Origin of the sequence: Natrinema sp. 74, assembly GCF_046097095.1 — an archaeon.
Taxonomy (GTDB): domain Archaea; phylum Halobacteriota; class Halobacteria; order Halobacteriales; family Natrialbaceae; genus Natrinema.
On the sequence record NZ_CP175698.1, the window covers coordinates 444,526 to 469,460 of the forward strand.

24 protein-coding genes and 1 tRNA gene are annotated in these 24,935 nt (G+C 65.6%); 7 read left to right on the plus strand and 18 right to left on the minus strand.

What is annotated here, in order from left to right; all coding sequences use genetic code 11:
• Nucleotides 1-14 precede the first annotated feature (14 nt).
• Together ACJ70B_RS02210 and cyaB are read right to left on the minus strand one after the other, a co-directional pair.
• Nucleotides 15-1,277, minus strand: coding sequence for a methionine adenosyltransferase (locus ACJ70B_RS02210; protein ID WP_408958783.1), 1,263 nt, complete (start codon nucleotides 1,275-1,277; stop codon nucleotides 15-17).
• 142 nt (nucleotides 1,278-1,419) lie between these two features.
• Nucleotides 1,420-1,962: a class IV adenylate cyclase gene (gene cyaB, locus ACJ70B_RS02215; RefSeq protein ID WP_408958784.1), complete on the minus strand. Its 543-nt coding sequence runs from the start codon at nucleotides 1,960-1,962 to the stop codon at nucleotides 1,420-1,422.
• An 89-nt stretch (nucleotides 1,963-2,051) separates the two neighbouring features.
• Here cyaB and ACJ70B_RS02220 point away from each other — a divergent pair, with 89 nt between their 5' ends.
• Nucleotides 2,052-3,008, plus strand: a complete 957-nt coding sequence (locus ACJ70B_RS02220; RefSeq protein ID WP_408958785.1) for a peptidylprolyl isomerase — start codon at nucleotides 2,052-2,054, stop codon at nucleotides 3,006-3,008.
• Nucleotides 3,009-3,275: 267 nt separating this feature from the next.
• On the opposite strand, the gene ACJ70B_RS02225 is transcribed toward ACJ70B_RS02220, so the two are convergent.
• A complete protein-coding gene (locus tag ACJ70B_RS02225; protein WP_408958786.1) occupies nucleotides 3,276-3,899 on the minus strand; it encodes an RAD55 family ATPase in 624 nt (207 codons plus the stop codon).
• A 157-nt stretch (nucleotides 3,900-4,056) separates the two neighbouring features.
• Between ACJ70B_RS02225 and pyrB the strand changes: the two genes are divergently transcribed.
• From pyrB to ACJ70B_RS02245, 4 genes are all read left to right on the plus strand, one after another.
• Nucleotides 4,057-5,001 (plus strand): aspartate carbamoyltransferase, encoded by a 945-nt coding sequence (pyrB, locus tag ACJ70B_RS02230; RefSeq protein WP_408958787.1) that lies wholly within the window; start codon nucleotides 4,057-4,059, stop codon nucleotides 4,999-5,001.
• Nucleotides 4,994-5,482, plus strand: coding sequence for an aspartate carbamoyltransferase regulatory subunit (pyrI, locus tag ACJ70B_RS02235; protein ID WP_408958788.1), 489 nt, complete (start codon nucleotides 4,994-4,996; stop codon nucleotides 5,480-5,482). Before pyrB ends, pyrI begins: the two co-directional genes overlap by 8 nt.
• A 241-nt stretch (nucleotides 5,483-5,723) precedes the next feature.
• Nucleotides 5,724-6,569: a hypothetical protein gene (locus tag ACJ70B_RS02240; protein WP_408958789.1), complete on the plus strand. Its 846-nt coding sequence runs from the start codon at nucleotides 5,724-5,726 to the stop codon at nucleotides 6,567-6,569.
• Nucleotides 6,570-6,833: 264 nt separating this feature from the next.
• Complete coding sequence (locus tag ACJ70B_RS02245; protein ID WP_408958790.1) at nucleotides 6,834-8,021, plus strand: hypothetical protein; 1,188 nt, start codon at nucleotides 6,834-6,836, stop codon at nucleotides 8,019-8,021.
• A 140-nt stretch (nucleotides 8,022-8,161) separates the two neighbouring features.
• Here ACJ70B_RS02245 and ACJ70B_RS02250 read toward each other — a convergent pair whose 3' ends face one another.
• The 6 genes from ACJ70B_RS02250 to ACJ70B_RS02275 form a co-directional block, all read right to left on the minus strand.
• Complete coding sequence (locus ACJ70B_RS02250) at nucleotides 8,162-8,830, minus strand: hypothetical protein (RefSeq protein WP_408958791.1); 669 nt, start codon at nucleotides 8,828-8,830, stop codon at nucleotides 8,162-8,164.
• A gap of 33 nt (nucleotides 8,831-8,863) precedes the next feature.
• Nucleotides 8,864-9,532: a helix-turn-helix domain-containing protein gene (locus tag ACJ70B_RS02255; RefSeq protein WP_408958792.1), complete on the minus strand. Its 669-nt coding sequence runs from the start codon at nucleotides 9,530-9,532 to the stop codon at nucleotides 8,864-8,866.
• Between the two features lie 159 nt (nucleotides 9,533-9,691).
• A complete protein-coding gene (locus ACJ70B_RS02260) occupies nucleotides 9,692-10,570 on the minus strand; it encodes an ABC transporter permease (RefSeq protein WP_408958793.1) in 879 nt (292 codons plus the stop codon).
• Nucleotides 10,567-11,520 carry an extracellular solute-binding protein gene (locus tag ACJ70B_RS02265; RefSeq protein ID WP_408958794.1) on the minus strand — a complete coding sequence of 318 codons (954 nt, stop codon included), beginning with the start codon at nucleotides 11,518-11,520 and terminating at the stop codon, nucleotides 10,567-10,569. The genes ACJ70B_RS02260 and ACJ70B_RS02265 overlap by 4 nt, the downstream gene beginning before the upstream one ends.
• Nucleotides 11,521-11,643: 123 nt before the next feature.
• Complete coding sequence (locus ACJ70B_RS02270) at nucleotides 11,644-12,309, minus strand: MBL fold metallo-hydrolase (protein ID WP_408958795.1); 666 nt, start codon at nucleotides 12,307-12,309, stop codon at nucleotides 11,644-11,646.
• Nucleotides 12,310-12,462: 153 nt separating this feature from the next.
• Nucleotides 12,463-12,536, minus strand: a tRNA-Lys gene (locus tag ACJ70B_RS02275).
• 164 nt (nucleotides 12,537-12,700) lie between these two features.
• On the opposite strand from ACJ70B_RS02275, the gene ACJ70B_RS02280 reads away from it, so the two are divergent.
• Nucleotides 12,701-14,158 (plus strand): DHH family phosphoesterase, encoded by a 1,458-nt coding sequence (locus tag ACJ70B_RS02280; RefSeq protein WP_408958796.1) that lies wholly within the window; start codon nucleotides 12,701-12,703, stop codon nucleotides 14,156-14,158.
• A 6-nt stretch (nucleotides 14,159-14,164) separates the two neighbouring features.
• Here the strand turns inward: ACJ70B_RS02280 and ACJ70B_RS02285 are convergent, their stop codons facing one another.
• The 9 genes from ACJ70B_RS02285 to ACJ70B_RS02325 form a co-directional block, all read right to left on the minus strand.
• Nucleotides 14,165-14,458 (minus strand): PRC-barrel domain-containing protein, encoded by a 294-nt coding sequence (locus ACJ70B_RS02285; protein ID WP_408958797.1) that lies wholly within the window; start codon nucleotides 14,456-14,458, stop codon nucleotides 14,165-14,167.
• Between the two features lie 296 nt (nucleotides 14,459-14,754).
• Entirely contained in the window at nucleotides 14,755-15,891 is a 1,137-nt protein-coding gene (locus ACJ70B_RS02290; protein WP_408958798.1) for a phosphotransacetylase family protein, read from the minus strand.
• Entirely contained in the window at nucleotides 15,888-17,999 is a 2,112-nt protein-coding gene (locus ACJ70B_RS02295; RefSeq protein WP_408958799.1) for an acetate--CoA ligase family protein, read from the minus strand. Before ACJ70B_RS02295 ends, ACJ70B_RS02290 begins: the two co-directional genes overlap by 4 nt.
• A 91-nt stretch (nucleotides 18,000-18,090) precedes the next feature.
• Nucleotides 18,091-19,110 (minus strand): metal ABC transporter permease, encoded by a 1,020-nt coding sequence (locus tag ACJ70B_RS02300; RefSeq protein ID WP_408958800.1) that lies wholly within the window; start codon nucleotides 19,108-19,110, stop codon nucleotides 18,091-18,093.
• Nucleotides 19,111-19,113: 3 nt separating this feature from the next.
• Nucleotides 19,114-19,851, minus strand: coding sequence for a metal ABC transporter ATP-binding protein (locus ACJ70B_RS02305; protein ID WP_408958801.1), 738 nt, complete (start codon nucleotides 19,849-19,851; stop codon nucleotides 19,114-19,116).
• Nucleotides 19,848-20,879: a metal ABC transporter substrate-binding protein gene (locus ACJ70B_RS02310; protein ID WP_408958802.1), complete on the minus strand. Its 1,032-nt coding sequence runs from the start codon at nucleotides 20,877-20,879 to the stop codon at nucleotides 19,848-19,850. Before ACJ70B_RS02310 ends, ACJ70B_RS02305 begins: the two co-directional genes overlap by 4 nt.
• A 123-nt stretch (nucleotides 20,880-21,002) precedes the next feature.
• On the minus strand, nucleotides 21,003-21,431 hold the full coding sequence (locus ACJ70B_RS02315; protein WP_408958803.1) for a hypothetical protein: 429 nt from the start codon (nucleotides 21,429-21,431) through the stop codon (nucleotides 21,003-21,005).
• Nucleotides 21,432-21,476: 45 nt separating this feature from the next.
• Nucleotides 21,477-22,649 carry a YhjD/YihY/BrkB family envelope integrity protein gene (locus ACJ70B_RS02320; RefSeq protein ID WP_408958804.1) on the minus strand — a complete coding sequence of 391 codons (1,173 nt, stop codon included), beginning with the start codon at nucleotides 22,647-22,649 and terminating at the stop codon, nucleotides 21,477-21,479.
• 53 nt (nucleotides 22,650-22,702) lie between these two features.
• A complete protein-coding gene (locus ACJ70B_RS02325; protein WP_408958805.1) occupies nucleotides 22,703-23,671 on the minus strand; it encodes a carbohydrate kinase family protein in 969 nt (322 codons plus the stop codon).
• Between the two features lie 112 nt (nucleotides 23,672-23,783).
• Here ACJ70B_RS02325 and ACJ70B_RS02330 point away from each other — a divergent pair, with 112 nt between their 5' ends.
• On the plus strand, nucleotides 23,784-24,935 hold the full coding sequence (locus tag ACJ70B_RS02330; protein WP_408958806.1) for a hypothetical protein: 1,152 nt from the start codon (nucleotides 23,784-23,786) through the stop codon (nucleotides 24,933-24,935).

Consider the following 24,935-nt stretch of genomic DNA (forward strand, 5'->3'; position numbering starts at 1 on the left):
TCGAGCGCTACAAGTCAGAACGTCGAGAGGTCGCCTTCGATCACGCTGCGGGTGATCTCGGTCACGTCGGCGAGTTCCCGGTCGACGATCGGCTCTACGTCGGCGCGAACGTCCGAAACCGCGACGCCGTCGTCGGTGACGATCTGCACGTCGGCGACGTGGGGTCGGTCGATCGGCCGGCCGATCTGGGAGAGGAGTCGCACGCGCAGGTCGCGGATGCCGTCGACCTCGTCCACGACCTCCTCGGCGATCTCCGTCGAGAGCAGGTTGTAGATTTTGCCGATGTGATTGACCGGGTTCTTGCCGCTGGTCGCTTCCATCGACATCGAGCGGTTGGGCGTGATGAGCCCATTAGCGCGGTTGCCCCGGCCGACGGAGCCGTCGTCGCCTTGCTCGGCGGAGGTGCCGGTGACGGTCAGATAGATCGATCCCTCCTCGTAGTCGTCGGCCGTGTTGACGTACACGTTGACCTCGCGGTCGGTGAGATCGCGCGCGACGCCGTCGACGAACTCGCGGACGGATTCGACGGCCTCGACGTAGCCGTCCATGTTCGGGATGTACTCGTCGACCATCGCCGCGGCGACGGTGACGTCGATTGTGTCGCCCTCGCGCTTGCCCATGATCTTGACGTCCGGACCCAGCGCCGGATTTTCGTCGGCGTACTCGCCGTTGAGCCGGCGTTCGGTCTCGAGGACGATCTCCTCGGTCTCGGTCAGGGGCGCGTGGCCGACGCCGAAGCTGGTGTCGTTTGCCATCGGGACGCTGACCGGGCCGGACGGCTCGTCGCCGCCCGCCGATTCCGGGGCGTCCGTATCGGACGCTTCGTCGTCTTCCCCGAAGACTTCCTGTAGGTCGCCGCTGCCCTCGCCGAGTTTCACGTCGACGACGATGTCCTCGCCGACGGTTAGCTGGGGAATCTCGGACTCGAGGTACTCGCGGGCTGCTCGCAGCGCGATGGTTTCGGCGGGGATGGTCTGGCCCTCGTAGTGTTTGGTCGCGCGACCGACGATCAGGAGATAGATGGGGTCGACGACCTCGCCGCCGCCGAAGGCGGGCGCGGCCTCGCCCGCGACGAGTTGCGTCTCGTCGGTGTTGAAGTGCAGCACTTCGCCGACGCGATCTATATACTCGCGTGCGAGCGCCCCGGCGACGCTCTCAGCGATCCCGTCACAGATGGAGTCGGGGTGGCCGATCCCCTTTCGCTCGACGATTTCGACGTCCTGGTCCTCGACCGCCTGGCGATCGACGGACTCGATTCGGATGTTCCGCTCGCTCATTGGCGGCCCTAGACGGAGCGAGGTTCTATAACTTGCGGATATGATTCGGGAGCCACATCATAACTGCCGTGAGTTATACATCAGGGAGGAGTCATCTTCGCCCGAGACGGGAACGAGCGAGCCAGTCGACAGCGCGAGATCGTCAGGACGCGAGCAGTAGTCCGAGATAAGACGTCCGAATCTGATCGTCCGGATCGAGTCCGAGGGACTCGAGGACGTCGTACGCGCCGTCGCGGGCGGATTCGAGGGCCGCCTCGTCTGCGACTTCGGTCTCGACCTCGACGTATTCGCCAACATCGTCGACCGCGTCGAGCGTGACGGTGTATCCCTCGAGCGAGTAGCGGTCGCGCTCCTTGCGAACCGTCGCGGCCGGCTCGAAGCCGAGGTTCGTGAGGATCGAGTCGAATTTCTCGCCGTCCCGAACGGCGGTCTCGATCTCTTGGCGGGTCTTGGACTCATCGTCGACGAGCGGCCCCTTGTAGGTGATCCGCGTCTCGTCGGCCCCGTCGGCGGGTCGTTCCTCGCGGATCCGCAGCGCCTCGTCCGTCTCGGGGAACTCGCGGTGGGGCGCGTCGTAGTAGGTGTCGATCTGCACGACGCGTCCGAGAGACCTCGCCTCGAGGGCTGCGAGCCGATCGCAGACGGCCTTGAGATCGGCGGAAACCTTCACTTCGACCTCGTACATGTCCGGAGGAACGAACGGCGATCGTAAGAATCAGTCGCTCCCGGCCGCAAAGCGTCGCCCTTAAATGCGGACGGCGGGACGTACAACGTATGACCGAGGATCAGGAGGCCGAGCTCGAGGAGCAGGCCGATGACGTCGACGAAGAAGTCGAGGACGACAACGCCGCAGCAGCCGAGGGGCTGCAGGAAGGCGATTTCGTCGAAATCGAGTACACCGCCTACACCGTCGAGGACGAACAGCTGGTCGACACGACCGACCCCGAGGTCGCCGAGGAGGAGGGCGTCGACGAGCAGGGCCAGGAGTTCAAGCCACGAACGATCGTGCTGGGCGAGGGCCACATCTTCGATGCCGTCGAGGACGCCATCGTCGGCTCCGAGTCCGGCGACTCTGGTACGGTGACTGTCCCCGCTGCGGACGCCTTCGGCGAGTACGACCCCGACGATGTCCAGACCGTCAGCGCCGAGAAGATCGACGAGGACGACCGCTACCCCGGTGCGAACGTCCAGATCGACGGCCAGCAGGGGTACATCAGCACGATCATCGGCGGCCGCGCCCGGGTCGACTTCAATCACCCGCTCGCGGGCGACGACGTCGAGTACGAGTACACGGTTCTCGACGAGGTCGACGACCGCGAGCAGCAGGCCGCCGGCCTGTTCGAGATGTTCCTCGGGATGGAACCCGAACTCTGGATCGAGACGGACGAAGTCGAGGAAGAAGTCCCCGTCGAGCCCGACGAGGACGCCGAGCCCGAGTTCGAGACCCAGGAAGTCGAGAAGGAGACGCTCTACCTCGAGGCAACGCCCCAGATGACGATGAACCAGCAGTGGATGATGGGCAAACAGCAGATCGGCCAGCAGATCATCGACCAGATCGGCGTCGATCGTGTTATCGTCCAGGAGGTCATCGACGGCATGGGTGGCATGGGCATGGGCGGCATGATGGGCGGTATGGGCGGCATGGGCGGCGGCGACATCGAGGAGGCCCTCGAGGACGCCGACGTCGACGCCGACGAGATCGTCGAAGAACTCGAAGACGCCGACGAGTAACGCGGCGTCACACCCGCGGATCGTCGATCGGCCGGTGACGAGCGCCGCTGTCGTGTCTCTTGCAGAACACAACGTCCATTTTATGCGTTCAGCGGATTGCTATCGAGCCGTGGCGACGATTACCGCCATCGCCTCGGGCGAGCAGTTCTCTCGTAGGACGGACAACGCCGGATAGCCTCGAGTCAGAGGACGAGGCGGTCACGAACCGAGTCGCACTATAGTAGCTCAGTTGCTACTATAACCGTGGAGACGCGCCAGCCGTGTCGATTACGCGATGTCCCGACTTGTGTCGATCGCCACTTCCTCGGTCAACTCGAGTTTGATCGCGTCGGTGGGCTGGCTACCGCCGCGGAACTTGGGGACCGTCAGGTGGTTCTCGAGTTCGGTGCCGGCGATTTCGGTTCGCAGGTCGAAGACGGCGTCGGCGGCGTGGAAGGTCCGCGACCGGTTCGCGGGTTCGTCGCCCCGAAGACAGTGGAGGACGGCGATGCTGCCGGTCTCGAGCATCTGCGATTTGAGATCGTTACAGAACGTGATGTACTCGTCGGTGTCACAGCGCTCAAGGACGTCCATCGTGTCGATGATAAGGTTCGCACCGTCGGGGAGCGCGCCGATGAGCCGCGTTGCCTCTTCGAGGGGCGTATCGCTGGTGACGTGTCTGACCGTCGGGCTGCCGACCGAGGACGGCGACGTCTCGATGGCGTGGCGGACGGCGTCGTCCGAGCGCTCGGTCGAGAGGTAGAGCGTCCCGCGAGCGGCCGTGAGTTCGTAGAGAAGCAGTTCGGACTGACTGGCCGGCTCGGCGGTGTAGGCGACGATACACCCTGGGGGGAGTCCGCCGTCAAGTTTCCGATCGAGCACGTCGATTCCGGTATCCAGCCGACCGACCATACAGTTGTGGTCACTTACTGCAGTATCTGTATAACTCTTTGCCTTAGGCGGACGCGTCTCGAAGCGGCGACCCGCACCGTCCTCAAGCCGTCGCCGCGGGCCGACGGCACCGCCGAATGGAGAGATTCAAGGGGCACGCAACAGCCTACATGAACGAATGCGCCACGATCACCTCATCACGAGCAAACAACTCTCACGGGGGGACATCGAGACCGTTCTCGACCGTGCGGCCGAGATCGACGCCGACCCGTCGGCCGTCGCCGACCGCCACGCCGGGGCGTTGCTCGGACTGCTCTTTTTCGAGCCGAGCACGCGGACGAAGATGAGTTTCGAAACCGCCATGAAGCGCCTCGGGGGCGACGTCGTCGACATGGGTTCGGTCGAGTCCTCGAGCGTGAAGAAGGGGGAGACGCTCGCCGATACCGTCCGAGTCATCGAGGGCTATGCCGACGCGCTCGTCTTGCGCCATCCCAAACAGGGGTCGGCGACGATGGCCAGCGAGTTCGTCGACGTACCGTTAGTGAACGCGGGCGACGGCGCGGGCCACCATCCGTCTCAGACGTTGCTCGACCTTTATACGATCCGAGAAAACGCCGGCCTTGAGGATCTTACGATCGGCATCATGGGCGATCTCAAGTACGGTCGGACCGTTCACTCGCTGGCCGCCGCGCTGACGAATTTCGACGCGCGCCAGCACTTCATCAGCCCGGAGAGTCTCCGCCTGCCCCGCGAGGTCGTCTACGACCTCCATCAGCAAGGGGGAACCACGGGCGTTCGCGAACACGAGTCCTTGGCGGAGGTCCTGCCCTCGCTCGACGTGCTCTACGTCACGCGCATCCAGCGCGAGCGGTTCCCCGACGAGAACGAGTATCAGAAAGTCGCCGGCGAGTACCAGATCGACCCCGAGACGCTCGAGGCTGCAAGCGACGATCTGACGATCATGCATCCGCTGCCTCGAGTCGACGAGATCGCGCCCGAGATCGACGAGACCGACTACGCGGCGTATTTCGAGCAGGCGCACAACGGCGTCCCGGTCCGAATGGCGCTGCTGGACCTGCTGTTGAGCGACGACCTCGGTATCGGAGGTGACGGCGATGAGTAACGACCGCGACCGCCACGACGGTGACGGCGACCACGAACTGCGCGTCAGCAAGATCCGCGACGGGACCGTCATCGACCACGTCCGCGGCGGCCAGGCGCTGAACGTCCTCGCGATCCTCGGCATCGACGGAAGCGAGGGCGAGGAGCTATCGATCGGGGTGAACGTCCCTTCGGATCGCCTCGCGCGCAAGGACATCGTCAAGGTCGAGGATCGCGAACTGAGTCAGGACGAGGTCGACGTCCTCTCGCTGATCGCGCCCGACGCGACGATCAATATCGTCCGCGACTACGACGTCGTCGAGAAACACCGGGTCGAACGCCCCGATGTCGTCGAAGGCGTTCTCTCCTGTCCGAACCCGGGCTGTATCACGACCGGCAACGAACCCGTCACGTCGCGGTTTACCGTCCTCGAGGACGGCGTTCGCTGCTCGTACTGTGAGACGATCGTCCGCGACGAGATCGCGTCGCTGATCGACACATAAGCGCCCCACTGCGTCTGCGTTTTCACGGCCAGACAACTATCCAGAATACCTAAGTGTTCGCCGGCCGAATCTGCGGGCGTACATGTCACGTACCGTCAAGATCGTACTCGCCCTGTTCGTCATCGCCGTCCTCTATAAGGTCGCCTTCAGCGGCTCGTCGGACGTCGAAGTCGACTACGAACCGACCGAAGCGTAACGCCCGATCCGAACGGCTTACGGAGACGGGGTCGTACCCTAGGCTATGTACGGCGTCGTCACCCGTAACGCCGAAGAAGTACGGTGGCCGGAGTTCGACCGCGGCTTCTACGAAGTCAAAGACGTGACCGGCCGGTCTGCCGAACCGATCGCAGACGGGGTAAACATGGTCTCCTGTTTCGGCGACAACGCCGCCGCCGACGCCGACCCGTCGCTTGTTCCCGTCGACGATATGGGCCGGCCGGCCGACCGGCAGCGCTCGTACTTCGACTGGGCCTACATCTGTCCCTCGCGGGCGGACTACCGCGAGGGCCTGTTCGAGGTCATCGACGACTGCGTCGCCGAAAACGAGGACGTTCGCCTCGACGACATCGGCTTCCCCCGCGCGGAGTACTGTCGCTGTGGCGTCTGTGAGCGCGCGTTCGACGAAAGCGAGTACGACGACCGCATGGCGTGGCGCGCCGGCGTCATCACCGACTTCGTCGAAGAAGCCGCCGAGCGCATCCCCGGGAAGGTTTACATGACGCTCTATCCCGATCCGTATCCCGGTCACCTCTACGAGCGCGCCGGTATCGACCTCGAGGCGATCGAGGAGTACGTCGACGAGTTCGTCGTCCCGCTGTACGACACGGCTTACGGGACGACCTACTGGCTCGAGACGATCGCAAAAGGGTTCCAGAGCACCCTCGAGACGCCGTTTACTATCGAGCTGTACGCGGTGAACGTCGATATCGACAACCTGATTCACGCGACCGAGGTCGCCGAGGAGTACGCCGAGGGTGTCCTCTTCGGTTACGAGGCGAGCAACGGGCGGGCGGCGTTGCGGCGGCGGCGCGCCGACGAGCGTGAGGGAGTTACCCACGGTGACCCGAACGCCGGCGGAGACACCTGATCGCCGACCCGTCGGTCGGGCGCTTCGCGTCGACCGCTGGTTTCGGTCTCAAGACGATATTTCCGCACCGTAGAACTCGATTACTACGACGGACCCGCGAGACGGCTGGTGGTCTCGCGACACCCCGAGCGGTCCGGGGGCTGGCCGTTTACGAGCGATTGGACGCGTGCTTCTGAACGGAACTGACGCCGCCCTTTATTTGCGTCTCGGTCGCGCGCAATCGTGAACCAGGGTCGTTGCCGGATGCGACCTGGGGTGAGTACTATGAGACAACACCGATCCCAGCAGTCGACGGACACCGAACGGATGGCGGAATCGACGATGAACCAGAGCCGGCAGGCGTTCGAGCAACTCATCGACCTCCAGCGTAACATGGCACAGATGACGCTGAGCGCGATCAGATGGCAGGAGATCGCCCAGCAACAGGGCCTCGAGATGACGAAGTCGATGCTCGAGAACACACCGGGTCCGCAGTTTACGGAGTCGATGATGGAGAGCTATCTGCAGGGTATGGAGGAAATGATGCCGGAGATGGAGCAGGTGATGGAAGAAGGCTTCGAGGCCGCAGCACAGCCCCAGATGGCCCAGATGGAGCAGATGGAGAGCCGGATGCAGGAGATGGGACAGCAGCCGGGCCAGATGCAGGAGACGGGACAGCAGCCGGGCCGCGGACGGATGAGCGAACACGGCATGGATCAGCAGCCGTCGACAGGCCGCGCTGGGGGCCAGCAGTTCGGTGACCAGCAGACCGAGAGCCAGGCGATGACCGGACCGACGAGCGGGCAGCGACCGCAGACACAGCCCCAACCGCAGGCGCAGACGACCGGACAGGGCGGGCCGACCGGTCGATCTCGAGAGCAGTATCCAGAAACCGGCGAGTGGGTCTCGCCGGGCGAATACGGCGGCGAACCGGCCGGCGCGTCCGGCATCGAGCGCCAGCCTCAGTCGACCGACCAGTTCGAGGACCGGTCCCAGCAGGGCGGCCCCGACCGATCGCGACAGGAGCCCGGTCGCGCACCGCCGACGGGTTCCGCCGAGCGGCAACGAGAGCAAGCACAGCCCCCGCAGCAGTCGCGGTCACGGCAGCCACAGGAGATGCAGCCCGGCACACCGGCTCGAGGCGGTGAGCAAGGGGGAGACCGGGCGACACAGCAGCAGCCGCCACAGCCCCAGTCCGAGCAGGGTCGACCGCCGGAAGGCTACTCCCAGCGGCTCGATACCGACCGCCGCGAACGGAGCGAGCGGGGCCGACCGAGTCCGCAGGGACGGGAACACACTGGCCAGTCGGCCGCGCGCGGTCCCGAATCGGAGCGGGCCAACGAGCGCGACCGTGGCGAGCGACGCCGCACCGACGAGATGGGCGAGATGGAAGAGGTGGACATCTCGACCGAGGGGACACAGCAACGGCCCGCTGGGAACCGCAGTGAAGAGCGCAACGCCGAGCGAGAGTGAGCCGGCACGGCCGTTCCGGGACGCCCTCGTCTAGGGGCGACGGTCGGTGAGCCACCGCGGCGGTTTCCGTCGGAACCGACGGCCGGCGGGCTCGCCGTCGATCTCAGCGCCGATATACGGGAGCCGATCGGAGGTCGTCGTCACCGACGCCGGTCGCCGTCATCGTCGCCGAGGAGTTCGTCGTCTTCGTCCTCGCGGACCTGTTCTACGTCGTCGGTGCCGCTGATATCGTCTTCGTCGCGGTCGATTCCTCGATCTCGATCGGTCTCGGTCGTTCCAGCACCGGTGTCGGTCCCGGTCGTCGGTTCCGAACTCGTCTCGCCTACGCCGGTGGCCGTACCCGATGTCGTCGTTCCGGAGCCGCTCCCTTCGAGGTCGCGCTCGAGACGGACCTCGTCGTCCGTCACTCGGGCGACCGCTTCCTCCTGTAGCGGATAGGCGTCGTCGTCGGTTCCGCTCCAGCCGAGTTTCGCTTTGATCGTATCGGTGATTCCGGGATCGGGTTCGACGTGGGCCGTTCCGTGTTCGACATCGCCGATGATTCCGATTTCGTCGCCGTCGGCGTTGACGACGCGCTTGCCGACGTCGTCGTCGTTAAATTGAGGAGACATGGCAACAGTGCCGTCGACGGATTCGCGCAAGGACGTAGTGCTTGCAAACGCAGACGGCTCGAGCGCCCGCGCGTCGGGCTCGGTTATTCGGCGTTCGGACTTCGGCCATCGAGAATGGGGGGTGACCACGTCCTCGCGAGCGGGCGTCTCGGCCAGCGGCTCGAGGGTGCCGCTGGCTTCACGACCGGTGGAACGCATCGAGTCGGCACAACGGCCGGTAGGTCAGTCGGCTCAGTTCGACGGGACGGGCGATACGGCAGCGTCCTCTTCGGTCACGTCGAGTTCCGATGTGACCAGTGCGCGGTAGGCCCGGCGAAGACGCTCGGAGAGCGCTTGATGGGAGATGCCGAGTTCCTCGGAGAGCTCCTGCATCGAGACCTCGCGGGGGATTTCGAAGTAGCCGTGATCGATCGCGGCGACCAGCGTCTCGTACTGGCGGGTGGTGAGGCCACACTGGGAGTGGGTCTCTTCGGCGAGATCGAACAGTCGGACGATCGTCGGCGTCACGTCGTTGTCGTCGAGGCGGTCGTACAACGAACTGACGCTCTCGCGGTCGACGACGCGAACGCTCAGCAGCCACGTTCCGTTCGAGGCCGAGGCGCTCAGCACCGTGCCGCCTTCCTCGAGGACGATCTCGAAGGGGTCGACCGTGTCCGGCTCGAATTCGATATCGTAGAGCCAGCGGTCCTCGTCGCTGCTGATCCGCGAGTGGGTCCCGATCGCGCCCGCCTCCACGAGCGCGTCCTCGATCTCCGACTGCGACGGACCCGATAACCAGAGTCCGTGGCCGCTCGAGGCGATCACCCGCTCCATTTCACAGGAAAGCGTGGGGACGGCCTCGAACAGCTGCCCGGTTCCGGTTCCGTCGGCCGAAATCTCGATGTCTGCGATGGATGTCATGGGTCTCACTCAGGGATAGGACGACAGTATCCATAACCCCGTTTCCAAAGTGCTTAGAGGCGGTCAGAGTGAATTACACGATAGCTTATCATTCTTCGATCGAAGCCGAACGTGGCGACGTCAACACGCCGGATTAGTGAGCGAGTAGGGTAGGGTAGTTCACTGCCGACGCGGTGTGCCGATTAGTACCTGGACGGCGACGACGACGATCACCGCGATCGCGAGCAAGGCGAGTGCGATCGGCACGATCGCATCGACGCCGCGAGCGATAAACGAGACGCGGATCTGGGTTGGCATCGTTCGCGGCGTGTACGCGACCATCATCGTCGCGCCGAACTCGCCGATCGCCCGAACGAACGTCAGGACGATACCGGCGGCGATGGCATCACGCGCCAACGGCAGCGAGACGAGCTGAATCGTCCGCAGGCGGCCGTAGCCAAGCGTCCGGGCGGCCTCCTCGAGTCGGGGATCGACGCCGTCGAAGCCAGCGCGAGCGGTGACAACGAGAAACGGTGCGGCGACGAACGTTTGGGCGAGGATTACGCCGAGGTAACTGCCGGTCAACGACACGCCCAGCGCCGCCGCGGCCGCACCGATCGGCGTATAGCGGCCGACGACGGTCAACAGCATCACGCCGCCGACGATCGGCGGCACGACCAGTGGGAGCAAGACGGCGGCCTCGAGCAGCCCCTTGCCGCGAAACGAGGCCCGCGAGAGGACGTACGCCAGCGGGACGCCGAAGATGGTCGCGATGGCCGTCGAAATCGGTGCCGTCAGCAGCGAGGTCGCGATGGCGTCCCGAATCGCCGGATCGGCGATCGCGGCGACGACGTCCACCTCGCTGGCCTGCGACAGAAAGACGGCGACGGGAACGATGAAGTACGCGAGCAAGACGCCGCCGAGCAGCGCCGGCACGGCGATCTCGACGGGCGACCGCTCGAGGCCGCCGAACCGACTCGCGGTATCGTCGGACGCAGCGTCATCGATCGAATCGTCGCCGCTCGATACCCCGTCGCGACGACGATTCGAGCGGCTCACGGCTGGATCGCCTCCGGAGGATCGCCGTGGAACCGCGGCATCGAGTCGCCGACGCGTAGCCCGTGGTTGGCGAGCAGATCGTCGCGCTCAAGCAGGAACGAGACGAACTCTCGGCCCGCGCCCGGGTTGCGTGCGTCGGTCAAGACCGTCGCGTCGTAGACCACCGGCGACCCGCGGACGGTGTGGCCGCTCTCGGTCGTGTAGCTCACCCGGGCGTAGCGCTCGGCGTACGCTGGATTTCCGAAGTTATAGGCGTCGGATAGTTTGCGGACCGCGACGTCGCGTTCGGCGGCCATGTTACTGTAGGCGACCGCGCAGGCCCGATTTCCGTTCTCGACGCCGGCGAGCAGTCGCGGCTCGTCGGGTTCGCGGTAGACCGTGTCGGCCATCGCGTCGCGAAAGCCCTCGAGGCCGTGTTCGCGCTCGGCGAGTTCAAACAGGAGGATCGCCCGGTAGCCAAGCGGATCGAGGTTCGGATCGCTGATGGCGATCTCGCCTGTATCGGCGTCGGCGAAGACCTCGTACCACGGCTCGCCGGCCGCGAGCCGTCGACCGAGTTCCGTCGCCGGTGCGTAGGCGACGACGACCTCGTTGGCCGCGAATTCGGCGTCCCAGTCGACGCGGTCCGGATAGAGCCGCTCGCGCAGGAGTTCGACATCGGCCCCGATCACCACGTCCGGATGCTTCGTTCCGTCTTCGACGAACCGCAACACGGCGTTGGTCCCGTAGTACTCGCCTTCGTAGTGGGCGTCAGTTTCGGACTCGAAGGCCGTCCCGACGCCCTCCTCGAGGGGGACGGCCAAGCTGCCCGCGGCGAGCACGTGAACGGCGTTACCGCTCTCGAGACAGCCCGCCGTGCCGAGCAGGCCGGCCGTCAGCCCGCCGGTCGCGGCGAGGACCGTTCGACGGCCCGTCGCGAACGCGCCGATACGGCCGTCGCAACTGCGCATACATCCCGTTCGATCGCCAGTATAAATATAACTTGTATCGGTTCCAATATTGTGGATGAGTAACCATAATTGGTTTCGTCCCGCAACCCCTGTCCCTGCGTTCGACGTTCGAGCACCGCGTCGTCAGAACAGTTCGACGCGAATCCCGTCCGCCTCGAGGTCGTCGGCGAACGCCTCGGCGTCGGTCTCGATCGGCTCGAAGGTGTCGTAGTGTTCGGGCAACACGAGATCGGGATCGACGCTCCGGGCGAAGTCCGCGGCCTCCTGACGGTCCATCGTGAAGTGGCCGCCGATCGGCGGGACGAACACGTCCGCCGAGATCGACTCGTGATGGGCGAGAAAGTCCGTGTCCGACGGGAAGAAGACGGTCGTCCCGTCGATCGGCAACAGCAGGCCGATCACCTCGCCCTCGGCGTGGAACGGATTCTCGTCGTCGTCGACGTGCTCGCCCTCGGGATCGTTATAGGCCGGCACCGTCCGCACGTCGATTCCCGCGACGGTCGTTTCCCCCTCGAGGGGCAGGTCGACGACGTCGAACGCGAGAGCCGTGGTGTCGACCCCCTCGTAGACGGCGACGGTCGCGTCCGATCCGGCGACGGCCTCGATGGCGTCCGGATCGTAGTGATCGTAATCGTCGTGCGTGACGAACACCACGTCGCCGTCGCCCGGAGCGCCCTCGAGCACCTCGCCCCACGGATCGACGTAGATGACGGTTCCGTTCTCGGTCTCGAGTCGGACGCTCGCGTGGCCGATGCGCTCGAACGTGAGTCCCTCGTCGTCGACAGGCATTGTGGCTCGAGCGTACGCTATGGGTCGTCTTATAGGTCGGCCGTTCGCGGCTCGAGAAAGCGGTTGTCGGCGACGCGGAGACGAACGTGGCCACCACAGGAATGGCCCTCGCTCACGGAATTGCACCTCACGAATTTGTTCGCCGTCAGAAAGCGGGCCGGGCGCGATTTGAACACGCGACCGTCTGATTAAGAGTCAGACGCTCTGCCGGACTGAGCTACCGGCCCTGTACCTGCGACTTTCCCTCGGTCGTTGAAATACGTTTCCCTTGGCGGGCACCGTGGCAGTGGTCCACGAACGACTGGCATCTGCCTCGAGTCGTCCAGTTCCACAGTCAGTCCGTGCCATTCTTCGGGAGCGTTAAGTGCGGTCGGTCCGACCACTCGGGCATATGAGTACGGGGGTTACGATCTCGTCGATCTCTGACTACGCTATCTTGGGCTGTGGCAGCGTGGGGTATGCCGTCGCGGAGGAACTCGTCGAACAGGGCAAGGACGTCTCGATTATCGATCGCGACGAGAGCCGCGTCGAATCCCTCCGGGATCAGGACCTAGACGCTCGAGCGGCCGATATCCGAGAACCCGAGGTCGCGGAACTGGTGGTCGACCGGGACGTCGTTCTCATTCTCGCCTCGGATGTCGAATCCAACAAGCGCGCCGTTGAACACATCCGCAACGGCAGCGAGAACCAGTTTATCGTCGCCCGTGCGAGCGACCCCGTCTCCGGCGACGAACTCTCCGAACTCGGCGCCGATGTCGTCATCAACCCCTCCTCGGTCATCGCCGAGTCCGCGCTGCGGGCCCTCGAGTCGGGCGAACTCGAGTACAACGCGGGCAAGCTTGCCGGGATCGTCGAGGAGACCGCGACGCGGCTGGCGATCGTCACCCAGGACAGCCCCGATCCGGACTCGATCGCCAGCGCGGCGGCCCTACAAGCGATCGCCGACCATCTCGGCGTCGAGTCCGATATCATCTATCTGGGCGATGTCGGACACCAGGAAAACCGCGCGTTCGTCAATTTACTCGGGATCGACCTCGTCCAGTGGGACGAGATCGAGGACCACTCGATCTACGACACCGTAGCGCTGGTCGATCACGCCACCTCGAGCGAGATGGAACTCCCGGTGGACATCGTCATCGACCACCACGAGGCGGAGTTCGAGGACGGGGTCGAACCCGAATTCGTCGATATTCGGCCGAACATGTCCTCGACGTCGACGATCATGACGAAGTACATTCAGGAATTCGACATGAACGTCTCCGAAGAGGTCGCCACCGCCTTACTCTACGGGATTCGCGCGGAGACGCTGGATTTCAAACGCGACACTACCCCCGCCGATCTGACCGCCGCTGCCTACCTCTATCCGTTCGCGAACCACGACACCTTAGAACAGGTCGAATCCCCGTCGATGTCCCCCGAGACGCTCGACGTGCTCGCGGAGGCCATCACGAACCGCGACGTCCAGGGGAGTCACCTCGTCTCTAACGCCGGCTTCGTCCGCGACCGCGAGGCGCTGACTCAGGCCGCGAGCCACCTGCTGAACCTCGAGGGCGTCACCACGACCGCCGTCTTCGGCATCGCCGACGAGACGATCTTCCTCGCCGGCCGCTCGAAGGACATCCGCATCAACATCGGGAAAGTCTTAGACGACGCCTACGGCGAGATCGGCGAGACGGCGGGCCACTCCACGCAGGCCAGCGCGGAGATCCCGCTCGGCATCTTCACCGGCATCGAAATTTCGGAAGACACACGAGAGACGCTACTCGAACTGACCGAAGAAGCGGTCAAGCGGACGCTGTTCGATGCGATGGGTGTCGAGGGAAGTAGCGAAGGCTCGAACGGCGGCTGAAGAAAGCTAGGCCAGCAGTTCGTCTTCTTCTTCGTCGGGTTCGCGGACGCGCTCGACCACGTCGTTGATGAGGATGATGTCGCCGACCGATCGCACCCAGCGGTAAGGAACGATGATGCCCTGCCCGCTGCGGGCTTCGTCCGCGAACAGTTCGCTGTTGAGATTCGAGAGCGCGAGTCCGGTGACGGCCTCGTCGTCGACGTTCAGCCGGAGGTCCTCGACTTCGCCGACGAAGACGCCGTTGTTCGAGTACACCTCGCGGCCGACGAGCGACGTGATCTCCTGGGAAATGTCGTCCATGTCTGGCCCCATGCGTGGTGGACTCTTAATTCTTGGTCAGACGTGACAGTCACGTCGACGAACGTGGTGGCGTCGACTCGAGCGCGGCCACTCGTATCCGGGAGCCTGCCCCCCGAGAACCACCGCGAGCGATCTCGTCGGCCCGATGGCTGCCCATCGTCCGATTCGTTTGCGCGACCGCGTTCGGATCCCGGACGGCGATCCGACTCGCGACATCGCAGACCGCGTCGTCGAGTCGACTGGGCGCGACGACGCGGCCGAGCAGGTCGGTATCGGCGACCGTCTCGACCCCGAGTCTACTCGAGAATCGCGTCGACCGCGGCGTGGTCGGCCAACAGCCGCCGCATCCGGTCGACGGTTTCGGCGTCCCGCGTCCGGCCGCTTCGAATCACGTCTTCGGCGCGCTCGACGGTCGCGAGCGTGTCCGTCCGGACCGCGAGGATTGGCACGCCCTTCTCACTGGCCTGGCCGAGGATCGCCCCCGAGGGCCGGTGGCCACCGGTGAGGATGAGACAGCGGACACCGGGGGCCTCGAGCGCGGCGGTGTGGATTTCGGCGCGGTCGCCGCCGGTGATCACGGCGGCGTTTTTCGTCCGACGGAAGCGTCGCAGGGCGCTGTCGGCACCCATCGCGCCGACGGCGAACCGCTCGACGTAGGCGTCTTGTCCCTCGTCGACGAGGGTTTCGGCACCGAGTTCGTCCGCGAGTTCGGCGACCGTCACACCCGAGAGTTCGCGTTCGTTCGGGAGGACGCCGCGGACCGGAATTCCGCGATCCTCGAGGAACGGAATCGCGTCCGTCTCAAGGCCGTCGAAGGCCGCGTCGGAGACGTCGTTGAAGACGACGCCCGCGAGCCGAGCACCGAATCTGTCGGCGGCGGCGATGACGTCGTCGACGTCCGCGGGGACCTCGTAGGGCGCGATCAGCAGCACGCGCGCATCGAAGAGGTCGGCGATATCGGCGTCTGCCAGATCGACGATGCCGCCGACATCGTATCGTCCGCCGCCCTCGACGAACATGCGATCGCGGTCCGCCGCGAGCGTCTCGAAGGCCTCCCGGACGCGCTCGCGGAGGTCGTCCGGCTCCTCGCGGCCGCGGATCGCCTGCTCGATGAACGTCGGCGAGTAGACGACGGGCTCTAAGTCGTGCATCTCGGCCTCGAGCCCGAGCACCTCACGGGCGAGCAGCGGATCCTCGTCTAAGGTCTTCCCGACGTTGCTCTGCAGCCGGGTCCCCTTGGGTTTCATGTAGCCGACGTTGTCGCCCGCCTCCTGTGCGAGCCGGGCGAGCGCCAGCGCGATCGCGGTCTTGCCGGTGCTTTCGGCGAGCGAGGCGACGAGCAGCGTGTCGGCGTCGCGGTCCGCCGCGGTCGTCTCGGTGTCGTTCTCTGTGTCGGCGTCGGTCGGGTCGGGGGCTGAGTCGGTGTCGGTCATGGTTCCTCCGTGTCGAGTTCGTCCGGGTCGACGGTGAGTCGCAGGTCGACCGCCTGTACGCCGTCCGGGCCGGCCACGAGCGGGTTCACGTCAAGCTCGAGGATCGCCGGGAAGTCGGTCACCAGCTGAGAGAGTCGCTGGATGGTCTCCACGACGCCCTCGACGTCGGCCGGTTCGCGGCCGCGAGCACCGCGCAACAGCGGCGCGGCTTTGACCTCGTCGACCATTGCGCGGGCCTCGCCTTCGCCGATCGGGGCCACGCGGACCGCCGTGTCCTCCAGAATCTCGACGAAGATGCCGCCGAGGCCGAACAGCAACAGCGGGCCGAACTGCGGGTCGCGGTTCATCCCGACGATGGTCTCGGTGGCCGACTCGAGGTCGAGCAGTGCCTGCACTTGGACACCGACGATCGTCGCGTCGGGCTGGTAGTTGCGCGCTCGGGCGACGACGTCCTCGTAGGCGTCGTAGACGTCCTCGTCGGCCACGCCGACCTTGACCCCGCCGATGTCGGACTTATGCGAGATATCGGGGCTGACGATCTTGAGGACGACGTCGCCGTCGATCCCCGCCGCCACCTCGCGGGCGCGGTCGGGATCGTCGACGATCTCGCCCGCGGGCGTCGGAATCCCGTAGGCCTCGAGCAGGGCCATCGACTCGACGCCGAGCCGGTTGTCGTCCCGGCGCTTCGTCCGCGCTAGAATCTCACGAGCGCGTTCGCGGTCGACGTCGAACGTCGTCGGTTCGGCGACCGTTCGCTCGCGGATGTCTCGGAACCGCGCCAACGCGTCGAGTCCGGCCACCGCCCGCGAGGGATCGAAGTAGTTCGGAATCCCCGAGTCGCGCAGCCGGTCCTCGGCCTCGCGCGCCCGTTCGCCGCCCATCAGGCAGGTGACGACCGGCGTCTCGTGGACCTCGAGTTCGTCGATGACCGTCTCGGCGAGGTCGTCGTAGGACAGCACCGCCGTCGGCGCGGCGACGACGATCGCGCTGCCGACGTTGGGGTCGTCGAGCGCGATCTCGAGGGCCTCGCCGAAGCGCTCGACGTCGGCGTCGCCGATCGCGTCGATCGGATTGTAGACGTTGGCCTCGTCTGGCATCGCCTCGGCGAGCCGGTCGATCGTCTCGTCGGTGAAAGAGGCCATCTCGAGGCGCGAGTCGCCGACGGCGTCGGTCGTGAGCACGCCGGGGCCGCCCGCGTTGGTGACGACGGCGACGCCGTCGGTTTCAGGTTCGGGTAGCCCCGAGAGTGCACGCGCGTAATCGAACAACTCCTGAACCGAGCGCGCGCGGACGACGCCGGCCTGCTCGAGGCCCGCCTCGTAGGCCCGCTCGCTGCCCGCGATCGCGCCGGTATGCGAGGAAGCCGCCTGCGCGCCGGCGTCGGTCCGACCGGACTTGACGAGGACGATCGGCGTGTCGGTCGTCACCTCGCGGGCGGCTTCGAGGAATTCCTGCCCATCCTCGATGTCCTCGAGGTAGCCGATGATCACGTCGGTGGCGGGATCGTCGCCCCACTCGCGGACGAAGTCCGTCTCGTCTAAGACGGACTTGTTGCCAAGCGAGACCACGTCCCGAAAGCCGATCTCCTGGTCGTTGGCCCAGTCGAGGACGGCGGTGATGAACGCCCCCGACTGACTCATAAAGGAGATCGAGCCCTCGAGCGCGCTCTCGGGGCCGAACGTGGCGTTCAATCCCGTCGGCGTCGACATAATTCCCAAGCTGTTGGGGCCGACGACGTTGAGGTCGTGTTCCGCGGCGAGTTCGCGGAGCCGTCGCTCGCGTGTGGCCCCCTCGCTGCCCGTCTCCGAGAAACCGGCGGTGATGACGACGACGTTTTCGGTGCCCGCCGCGGCGAGTTCGCGGATCGACTCGAGTACGATATCGGGCGGGACGACGACCACCGCCAGCTCGATCGGCGGTGCGCTCTGCGCGTCCGGATAGCACTCGAGCCCGAGCACCTCGTCATGTGAGGGGTTGATCGGCACGACCTCGCCCGCGAACTCATCGCGCAGATTCTCGAGGATCGCCCGGCCGACCGCGCCCTCGCGGTCGGTCGCGCCGACCACGGCGACGGTCTCGGGATCGAAAAGTGCGGATAACCGTCCCATCGCTCGAGGGGTTCGCCGAGGAGGGTGTTAAGCGTGTGGCGTGTTCCCGCCGAATGGCCACGGGAACAGGGGAGACGGGAACGAAGACCGGCTAATGCGTCGAAATCGCCGCCGTCGAGCGACTCGAGGCCGCGACCGCAAGCAGGTAGCAGGCGATGGCGACGACGACGATCGAGCCGCCGGTCGGCAGTTCCTGCGAGATCGCGAGGACGAAACCGCCGATGACGGCGGCCTGGCCGAACAGGATCGACAGGAACAGCGTCTCGCGGAAACTGTGAGCGATCTGGGTCGCGGCGGCGACGGGGACGACGAGCATCGCGGCGACGAGGATCACGCCGAGGATTTGCATCGCGCCGACGACGACCACCGCGGTCAGTACGATCAGCAAGGTGTTGTACCAGGTCACGTCGAGGCGTGCGACGCGGGCGGCCTGTTCGTCGAAGGTGATAAAGAGCAGTTGCTTGTAGGTCGCGACGACGGCAGCGACGACGAGGACGGTGATGACGGCCATTAGTCGTGCGCCCGACGGCGTGACGACGGAGATGCTACCGAAGATGTACTCCTCGATGTTGATACCGGTCATCCCGCGGCCGTAGCTGATGACCAGCGTCCCAACGGCGAAACTGCCGGTCAGCATGATCGCGATCGGCACGTCACCGTAGGTGTCGGTCCGCTCGGCGAGCCACTGGACGCCCAGCGCACCGAGGATCCCGACGACCAGCGCGATGACCATCAGCGACCCCTCCCAGCCGGTCACTCCACGGACCAGTAGGCCGACCGCGACCCCGGCGAAGGCCGTATGCGCCAGCGTCTCGCCGATCAGGGCCATCTCGCGGTGGACGAGGTAGGTACCGACCAGCGGCGCGACGACCCCGATCAGGATTCCCGTCGCGATCGAGCGCCACATGAACGGGTGGTAGAAGACGTTCGTTCCGAGGTAGTGATCGGCCCACCAGCCCGCGATCCGGGCCTGTTCGTATATGACGCCGACGACCGGGGCCTCGCGCAGCGCGTCGATCGCGAGCAGGCCGATCATCGCGACCGCGAGGAGCGCGGTCAGACCGATGCCGACGTGCTCGAGCCGTCGCCGAAGCGTGTGATTCCCGGTCATCGCTTAGTGGTGGTGATGGACGACCTGGCCCGTCGCGCCGTAGGCCTCGGTCAAGGCGTCGCTTTCGACGAACGATTCGGTGTCGCCGTGGTGGTACAGCTCCGTGTTGATGCAGGCGATCCGGGTTGCCCGATCCGTGACAACGCCGATGTCGTGCTCGATCAGGACGATCGCGATTCCGTCCTCGTTGAGCGACTCGAGGAGCTGATAAAAGGCATCACGCGATTCGGCGTCGACTCCGACGGTGGGCTCGTCTAACGCCAGCAGGTCGGCCTCGGAGGCCAGCGCCCGCGCGATGTAGGCGCGCTGGCGTTGGCCGCCCGAGAGCTGGTTCAGCTGCCGATCCGCGAGTTCAGTGATGTCGACCGTCTCGAGGGCGCTATCGACGGCTGCGCGGTCCTCGTCGGTCAGTCGCCCGTGGCCTGCGTGGGCGAACCGGCCCATGGTGACGGCCTCGCGGACGGTGACCGGCATCGAGCCGCCGCCGCTGGTCGCCTGCTGGGAGACGTAGCCGATCCGCTCGCCGTCGTCGAAGTCGTCGACGGGCTCGCCGAACAGTTCGATCGAGCCGCTGTCAGGGCTGCGCAGGCCGAGCATGAGGTGCAACAGCGTCGTCTTGCCCGAGCCGTTGGGACCGATTAGTCCCAGAAAATCGCCGTCCTCGACCGTCAGCGAGACGTCCTTCACCGCCGGCTGCTCGCCGTAGGCGAAGGTCACGTTCTCGAGATCGGCCACGGTCACTGTGCGTCTAGTACCTCCCTGAACGCGGGAACGTTTATCTCTTGCATCTGCTCTACGTAGCCCCAGCCCTCGTCCTGCCACTTCGCGAGCGTCCCCGAGAGGTGGGTGATGGGCATCGCGTCGGTTGCGTCGGTGTCTCGAAGGAGGGTGTTGACGAGCGGCGGGTACTGCCCGTCGACCGCCTCGAAGGGGCTGTAGAGGATCGTCTCGATCCCTTCGTCGTCGACCAGATCGATCGTTGCCGAGATATCGCTATTGCTGGTTTTGGCCTGCGCGGAGACGCCGGCCGGCGTGTGGAGTTTGAACCCGTACCGCTCTTGCAGATAGGTAAACGAGTCGTGACCGGCGTAGACGGCGGTCCGGCGGTTCGCGGCGTCGATCAGGTCCTCGAACTGCCGATCGAGGGCCTCGAGGTCGCTCGTATACGCGGCGGCGTTTTCCTCGTAGGTCTCGGCGTTGTCCGGGTCGGCGTCGGCGAGGCCGTCGGCGATCGTCCCGACGATGTCCTGTGCGAGCACGGGGTCGAGCCAGACGTGGGGATCGATCGATGACTCGTCGTGGCCGTGTCCACCGTCGCTGTGGTTCCCGTGGCCGTCGGTGCTGTTGTGACCGTTTTGTTCGCCGATATCGACCTCGTGATCCCACCCGAGTAACTGGTCTTCGAGCCCTTCCAATCCGTCGATCACGGCAACGGCGTCGTAGTCAGCCTCGAGCGTCGCCGCGATATCCTGTGCCCACGAGAACTCGGGCGTGTCGAAGTAGACGAACGCGCCGGCGTCGGCGATATCGCGGGTGAGGTCCCCGCTCGGCGACCAGCCGTGGCCGGCTTGCCCGGTACCGACCGGGTTCTCGAAGTCGATGGCGTCGCCGCTCACCTGCTGTGCCCAGTCCCAGAGGGTGAAGAAGGCGGCGTAGCCGCCGTCGAGGGACCGGTCTGCGGTATCGATGTCGTCAAGACAGCCGGAGAGGGTTCCGGTGGCGACTGCGCCGGCTCCCCCCGCGACCAGCGCGCGTCGTGTCAGCTTCATAGTCGGACGTGGCCGCTCCAGACTATAAGAGTTATTATCCAGAAGGAGGATATTGTTAACTAACTCGCCTGATGGCAGTGCCTGTTAACAATATCTGGCGCTATAGTGGGTCGAGTTATTAGCTCACTCGCGCTCGAGCGAGACCAGTACCGCCACCCCGTCGAGCCGGCGGTATGCCGGCGGCTGTTCGGGGTCGGGGTCGCGAACGACCTCGAAGGCGTTGAATCGGATCACCAGCCGTCCGGGATCGATCGTCGCACGGAGAACGGGCCCCTGGCTCGTTATGACGACGTACGGCGGTGCCGGCACGGGCGCAGCACGGAGTTCGTACCCGGCCGCGTCGACCGCGTCAGCGAGGACACCGGGCAACGCTGCGAGCACGCCGGTCTCCTCGAGGGTTCGTTGAAACCCGTCGGCCACCGCCCGATTGTCCGTCGTGCGAGCGGTATCCCAGGGATCGGCGATCGCATCGGCGCAGGCGTCGATCCCGTCGACGACCGACGCGTGCTCGGTCTGGATGCGACGCCGGGCGGCCCGGACTGGATGGGACACGATTTTCGCTGGGACGGGAACTCACTAATGTGTCCCGACTCGAGGCTACTTGTCCCGGTTCCCGACCACGCCGACCGTCAGCGTCCGCGCCCGGTCTAACGTGTCGCGGAGCCGCCGTTGCCACGGCGGTCTCCGACGGGTCTCGAGTTCGCGCCTGAGCCGTTCGTTCTCGGCCTCGAGAGTGCCGTTCTCGGTCTCGAGCCGGTCGATCCGTTCCTCCAGTTCGTCGACCCTATCTTCGAGGCGGTACCGACGCGCTCGCTGCGCCTTTCGGTCGTTTTGCAGTCGGTCGCGATCCCGTCGGAGCGCGGTGATGCGCGCCTCGAGTCGGTCGCGCTCGCGCGCCGTCGAGTCGACGAACGGATCGCGGTCCGGATCTTCGGGAATCCCCGTGAGCGATTCATTCTCCGCGCCCGCCTCGTCGGACTCGAGTTCGATGTGGTCGGTGTTGGTGGCGTTGACGACGGCCCCGACGAGCAGTATCAGCCCGCCGAAGTAGAGCCATGTCAACAGGAGGAGAATCGCCCCGACCGGCCCGGCCGACTCGGAGCTACTCGAGAGGGCGACGTAGATCTGGAACAACGACTGGAGGGCCGCCCAGCCGACGGCAGCGACGATCACGCCCGGCAGCACCTGCCGGACGGAGACGTCGACGTCCGGGAAGAAGTAGTACATCGGCAGGAAGGCGATCGTCAGTCCGACGACGAGCAACAGCGGATTCAACAGTCCGATAAAGGGAATGTTGGGGAAGAACGCGAACACGATGGTTGTCACCGCCGCGGCGACCAGCGCGATCCCGATCGCCCCAAAGACGATGGCTCCGTCGCGCAGTTGGTCGGTGATGGAGTTGTCCGCCGTCGTCGCATAGATCTCCGAGAACGCGGTGTCGAGCCCCCGGAAGATCTTCAGCGACCCCCACAGGAGGGCGACGATGCCGATGATCGACGTTCCGACGCTGCCCGCAGAGCCGCCAATCGCCTCCTTGAGTAGCATCTGACCGCTCTCAGGAAGGAATCCCTCGGTCATCGACGATACCTTCGTCGCAAGCGCCTGGTCGCCGACGAACGAGACGAGGAAAAAGAGGAGAACGAGCAGCGGGATCAGCGAGACGAACGCCTGATACGCGATGCTCGCCGCCATGAACGTCACGTTCTTCTCTTTGATTCCCGTCACGACCGACTTCGCGAAGGGAACTGCTCCGCGTTCACTGATGCTCATACGGTATCGTCCAGCACAGACGCTGATAGCGGCCCGGCTTGCAACCACGCGTGTCAGTTCGAGCGCGCCTCTTCGAGCAGCGTCGCAACCTCGTCTCGCGTCGGGAGCGCCGTCATCGCACCGGATTCGGTGGTCGCCGTCGCCGCGACCGCGTTCGCGAACGCCGCAGTGGCCTCGAGGCCGCGACCCGCCTGCAGAGCATCGATCGCGCCGGCGACAAACGCGTCGCCGGCTCCCGTGGTGTCGACGGTGTCGACGTCGAACCCCCGATGCTCGACCGCGTCCGCGGGCCACGGCGCGTCCGCTCTCGCGACGGCGACCGTTCCCTCGTTCCCGCGTGTCACGAAGACGGTGTGGATCGCCCAGCGGTCGCTGGCGGCTCGAGCGAGTGCCCGCGGCGATTCGCCTGCACAGCCGAGCGCCTCGAGTTCGGCCACCGTCGCTAAACAGACGTCGACGTGGGCGAGCGCGTCGCCGATCGCACTCGCGAACGCGTCCTCGTCGGCCCAGAGTTCGGGTCGCAAGTTCGGATCGAACGAGACGAGACAGTTCGCGGCCGCCGCGCGCTCGAGCAGATCGAGCATTGCCGCCCGCGAGGTGCCGCTTGCGAGCGCGACGCCGCCGGCGTGGACCCACTCGCAGTCGGCCAGCGTCTCGTCGTCGATCCGACCGGGCTCGAGGCGCGTATCGGCGGTCCCGTCGCGATAGAAACTGAACTCGCGGTCGCCGGTCTCGTCGTGGGTGACGAACGCGAGCGTCGTCTTCGCGTCGGCGTCGCGCTCGACAAACCGGTCGGCGAGGCCGTATTCGGAAAGCGTCCGTGCGAGGTAGCGGCCGAACGGATCGTCGCCGACGCGGGTCCAGAACAGCGGCGGCCGCTCGAGCCTGGCGAGCGCGACGGCGACGTTCGCCGGCGCACCACCGGGGCGGCGCTCGAAGCCGGCGACTGCCTCGAGCGGGCCGGATCGATCGGGAATGAAATCGACGAGCGTCTCGCCGGCAACGAGGACGGTCCGGGACATGGTTCACGTCGTCTACGCCCACGACGGTAGTCCGTTCGGTGTCGAGACTGTGGTTCGTCGCCGCCGGCTATAGGAACAACCAAATAGTATCATTTCAGAACTATCAGCGATCATGACTGATGTTCCGCGACGGATGCTTCTCGCGATGGGTGCAACCGGGCTCGTCCTCGGCGGTGCTGGGTGTCTGAACGGCGACTCGGAGTCAGACGGAAACGGATCTGAGAACGCTGCGGACCAAAACGGCGACGGAGAGTCCCTCACGCCGCCAGCGCGATGGATATCAGCGTCGGCCGGATCGCGGCTGTACTTCTCGTATACGGACCTCGAGACCGTTCGGAGCCACGAAGACGAGCTTTCCGCCGAGACGCTCGCGGAAATCCCGTTCGTGCCCCACGGTGCCGGCGGTCGCATCGTCGGCCGCATGGAAACGGACCCGACGTTCGAGTACGTCCTCGAGTTCGGTCCGGAAGGCGAGGGCGGCCACTACGTGATGCGCGGCGAGTTCGACCTCACCGGACTGGGTCTCGGCGACCCCGTCGAAACGGTCGGCGAATTCGAACGCTACGAGGCCGCGGGAACCGAAATCGCCGCCTCGAGCGAGACGTTGATCGTCGTCGATCCCGAAATCGGCAGCATCGACGACGTACTGGCGGCGGGACTCGACGGGACGGATCGGCGGATAGATGGTAGTGAGTCGTTCGAGACGGTCCTCGAGCACGTGGGCGACGGCACGCTCGCGTTCGGGATCGTGCCCGAATCCGCCGACGGAACCACCGTCGGACGATCGTGGTCGGTCGCCGCCGAGACAGCGACGTACACGCAGGTCATACACGGTATGGACACGTCCAACGTCGACGAAAATCGGTTAGAATCAGAACTCGCCACCCAGTCTCCGTTCACCGAACTCGACGAGTTTTCGCTCGATATCGAGGGCAACACCCTCCTCGCCACCGGGACCGTCCCGACGAGCGAGTTCCAGTACGCCGACTCGGTCTCGAAACATCAGGCCGGCACCAGCGGACCGGTCCGTGCGACCGTCTCCGTCGGCGTCGAGACGGCGACGCAGTCGGTTACCGTGGTACTCACGTCGATCGGGGCCAGCCGCGTCGAGGTTCGCGATAGCAGTGGGACGCGGGCGACGTTGACTGAAGAAGGCGAGGAAGCGACGCTCGAGTACGAAGTCGGCGAATCAGAGACGATTTCCGTGGTCGCCGTCGACGGCGACGAGGAGAGGGTGCTCCTCACCAAAGCGGTCGAGTTCTGA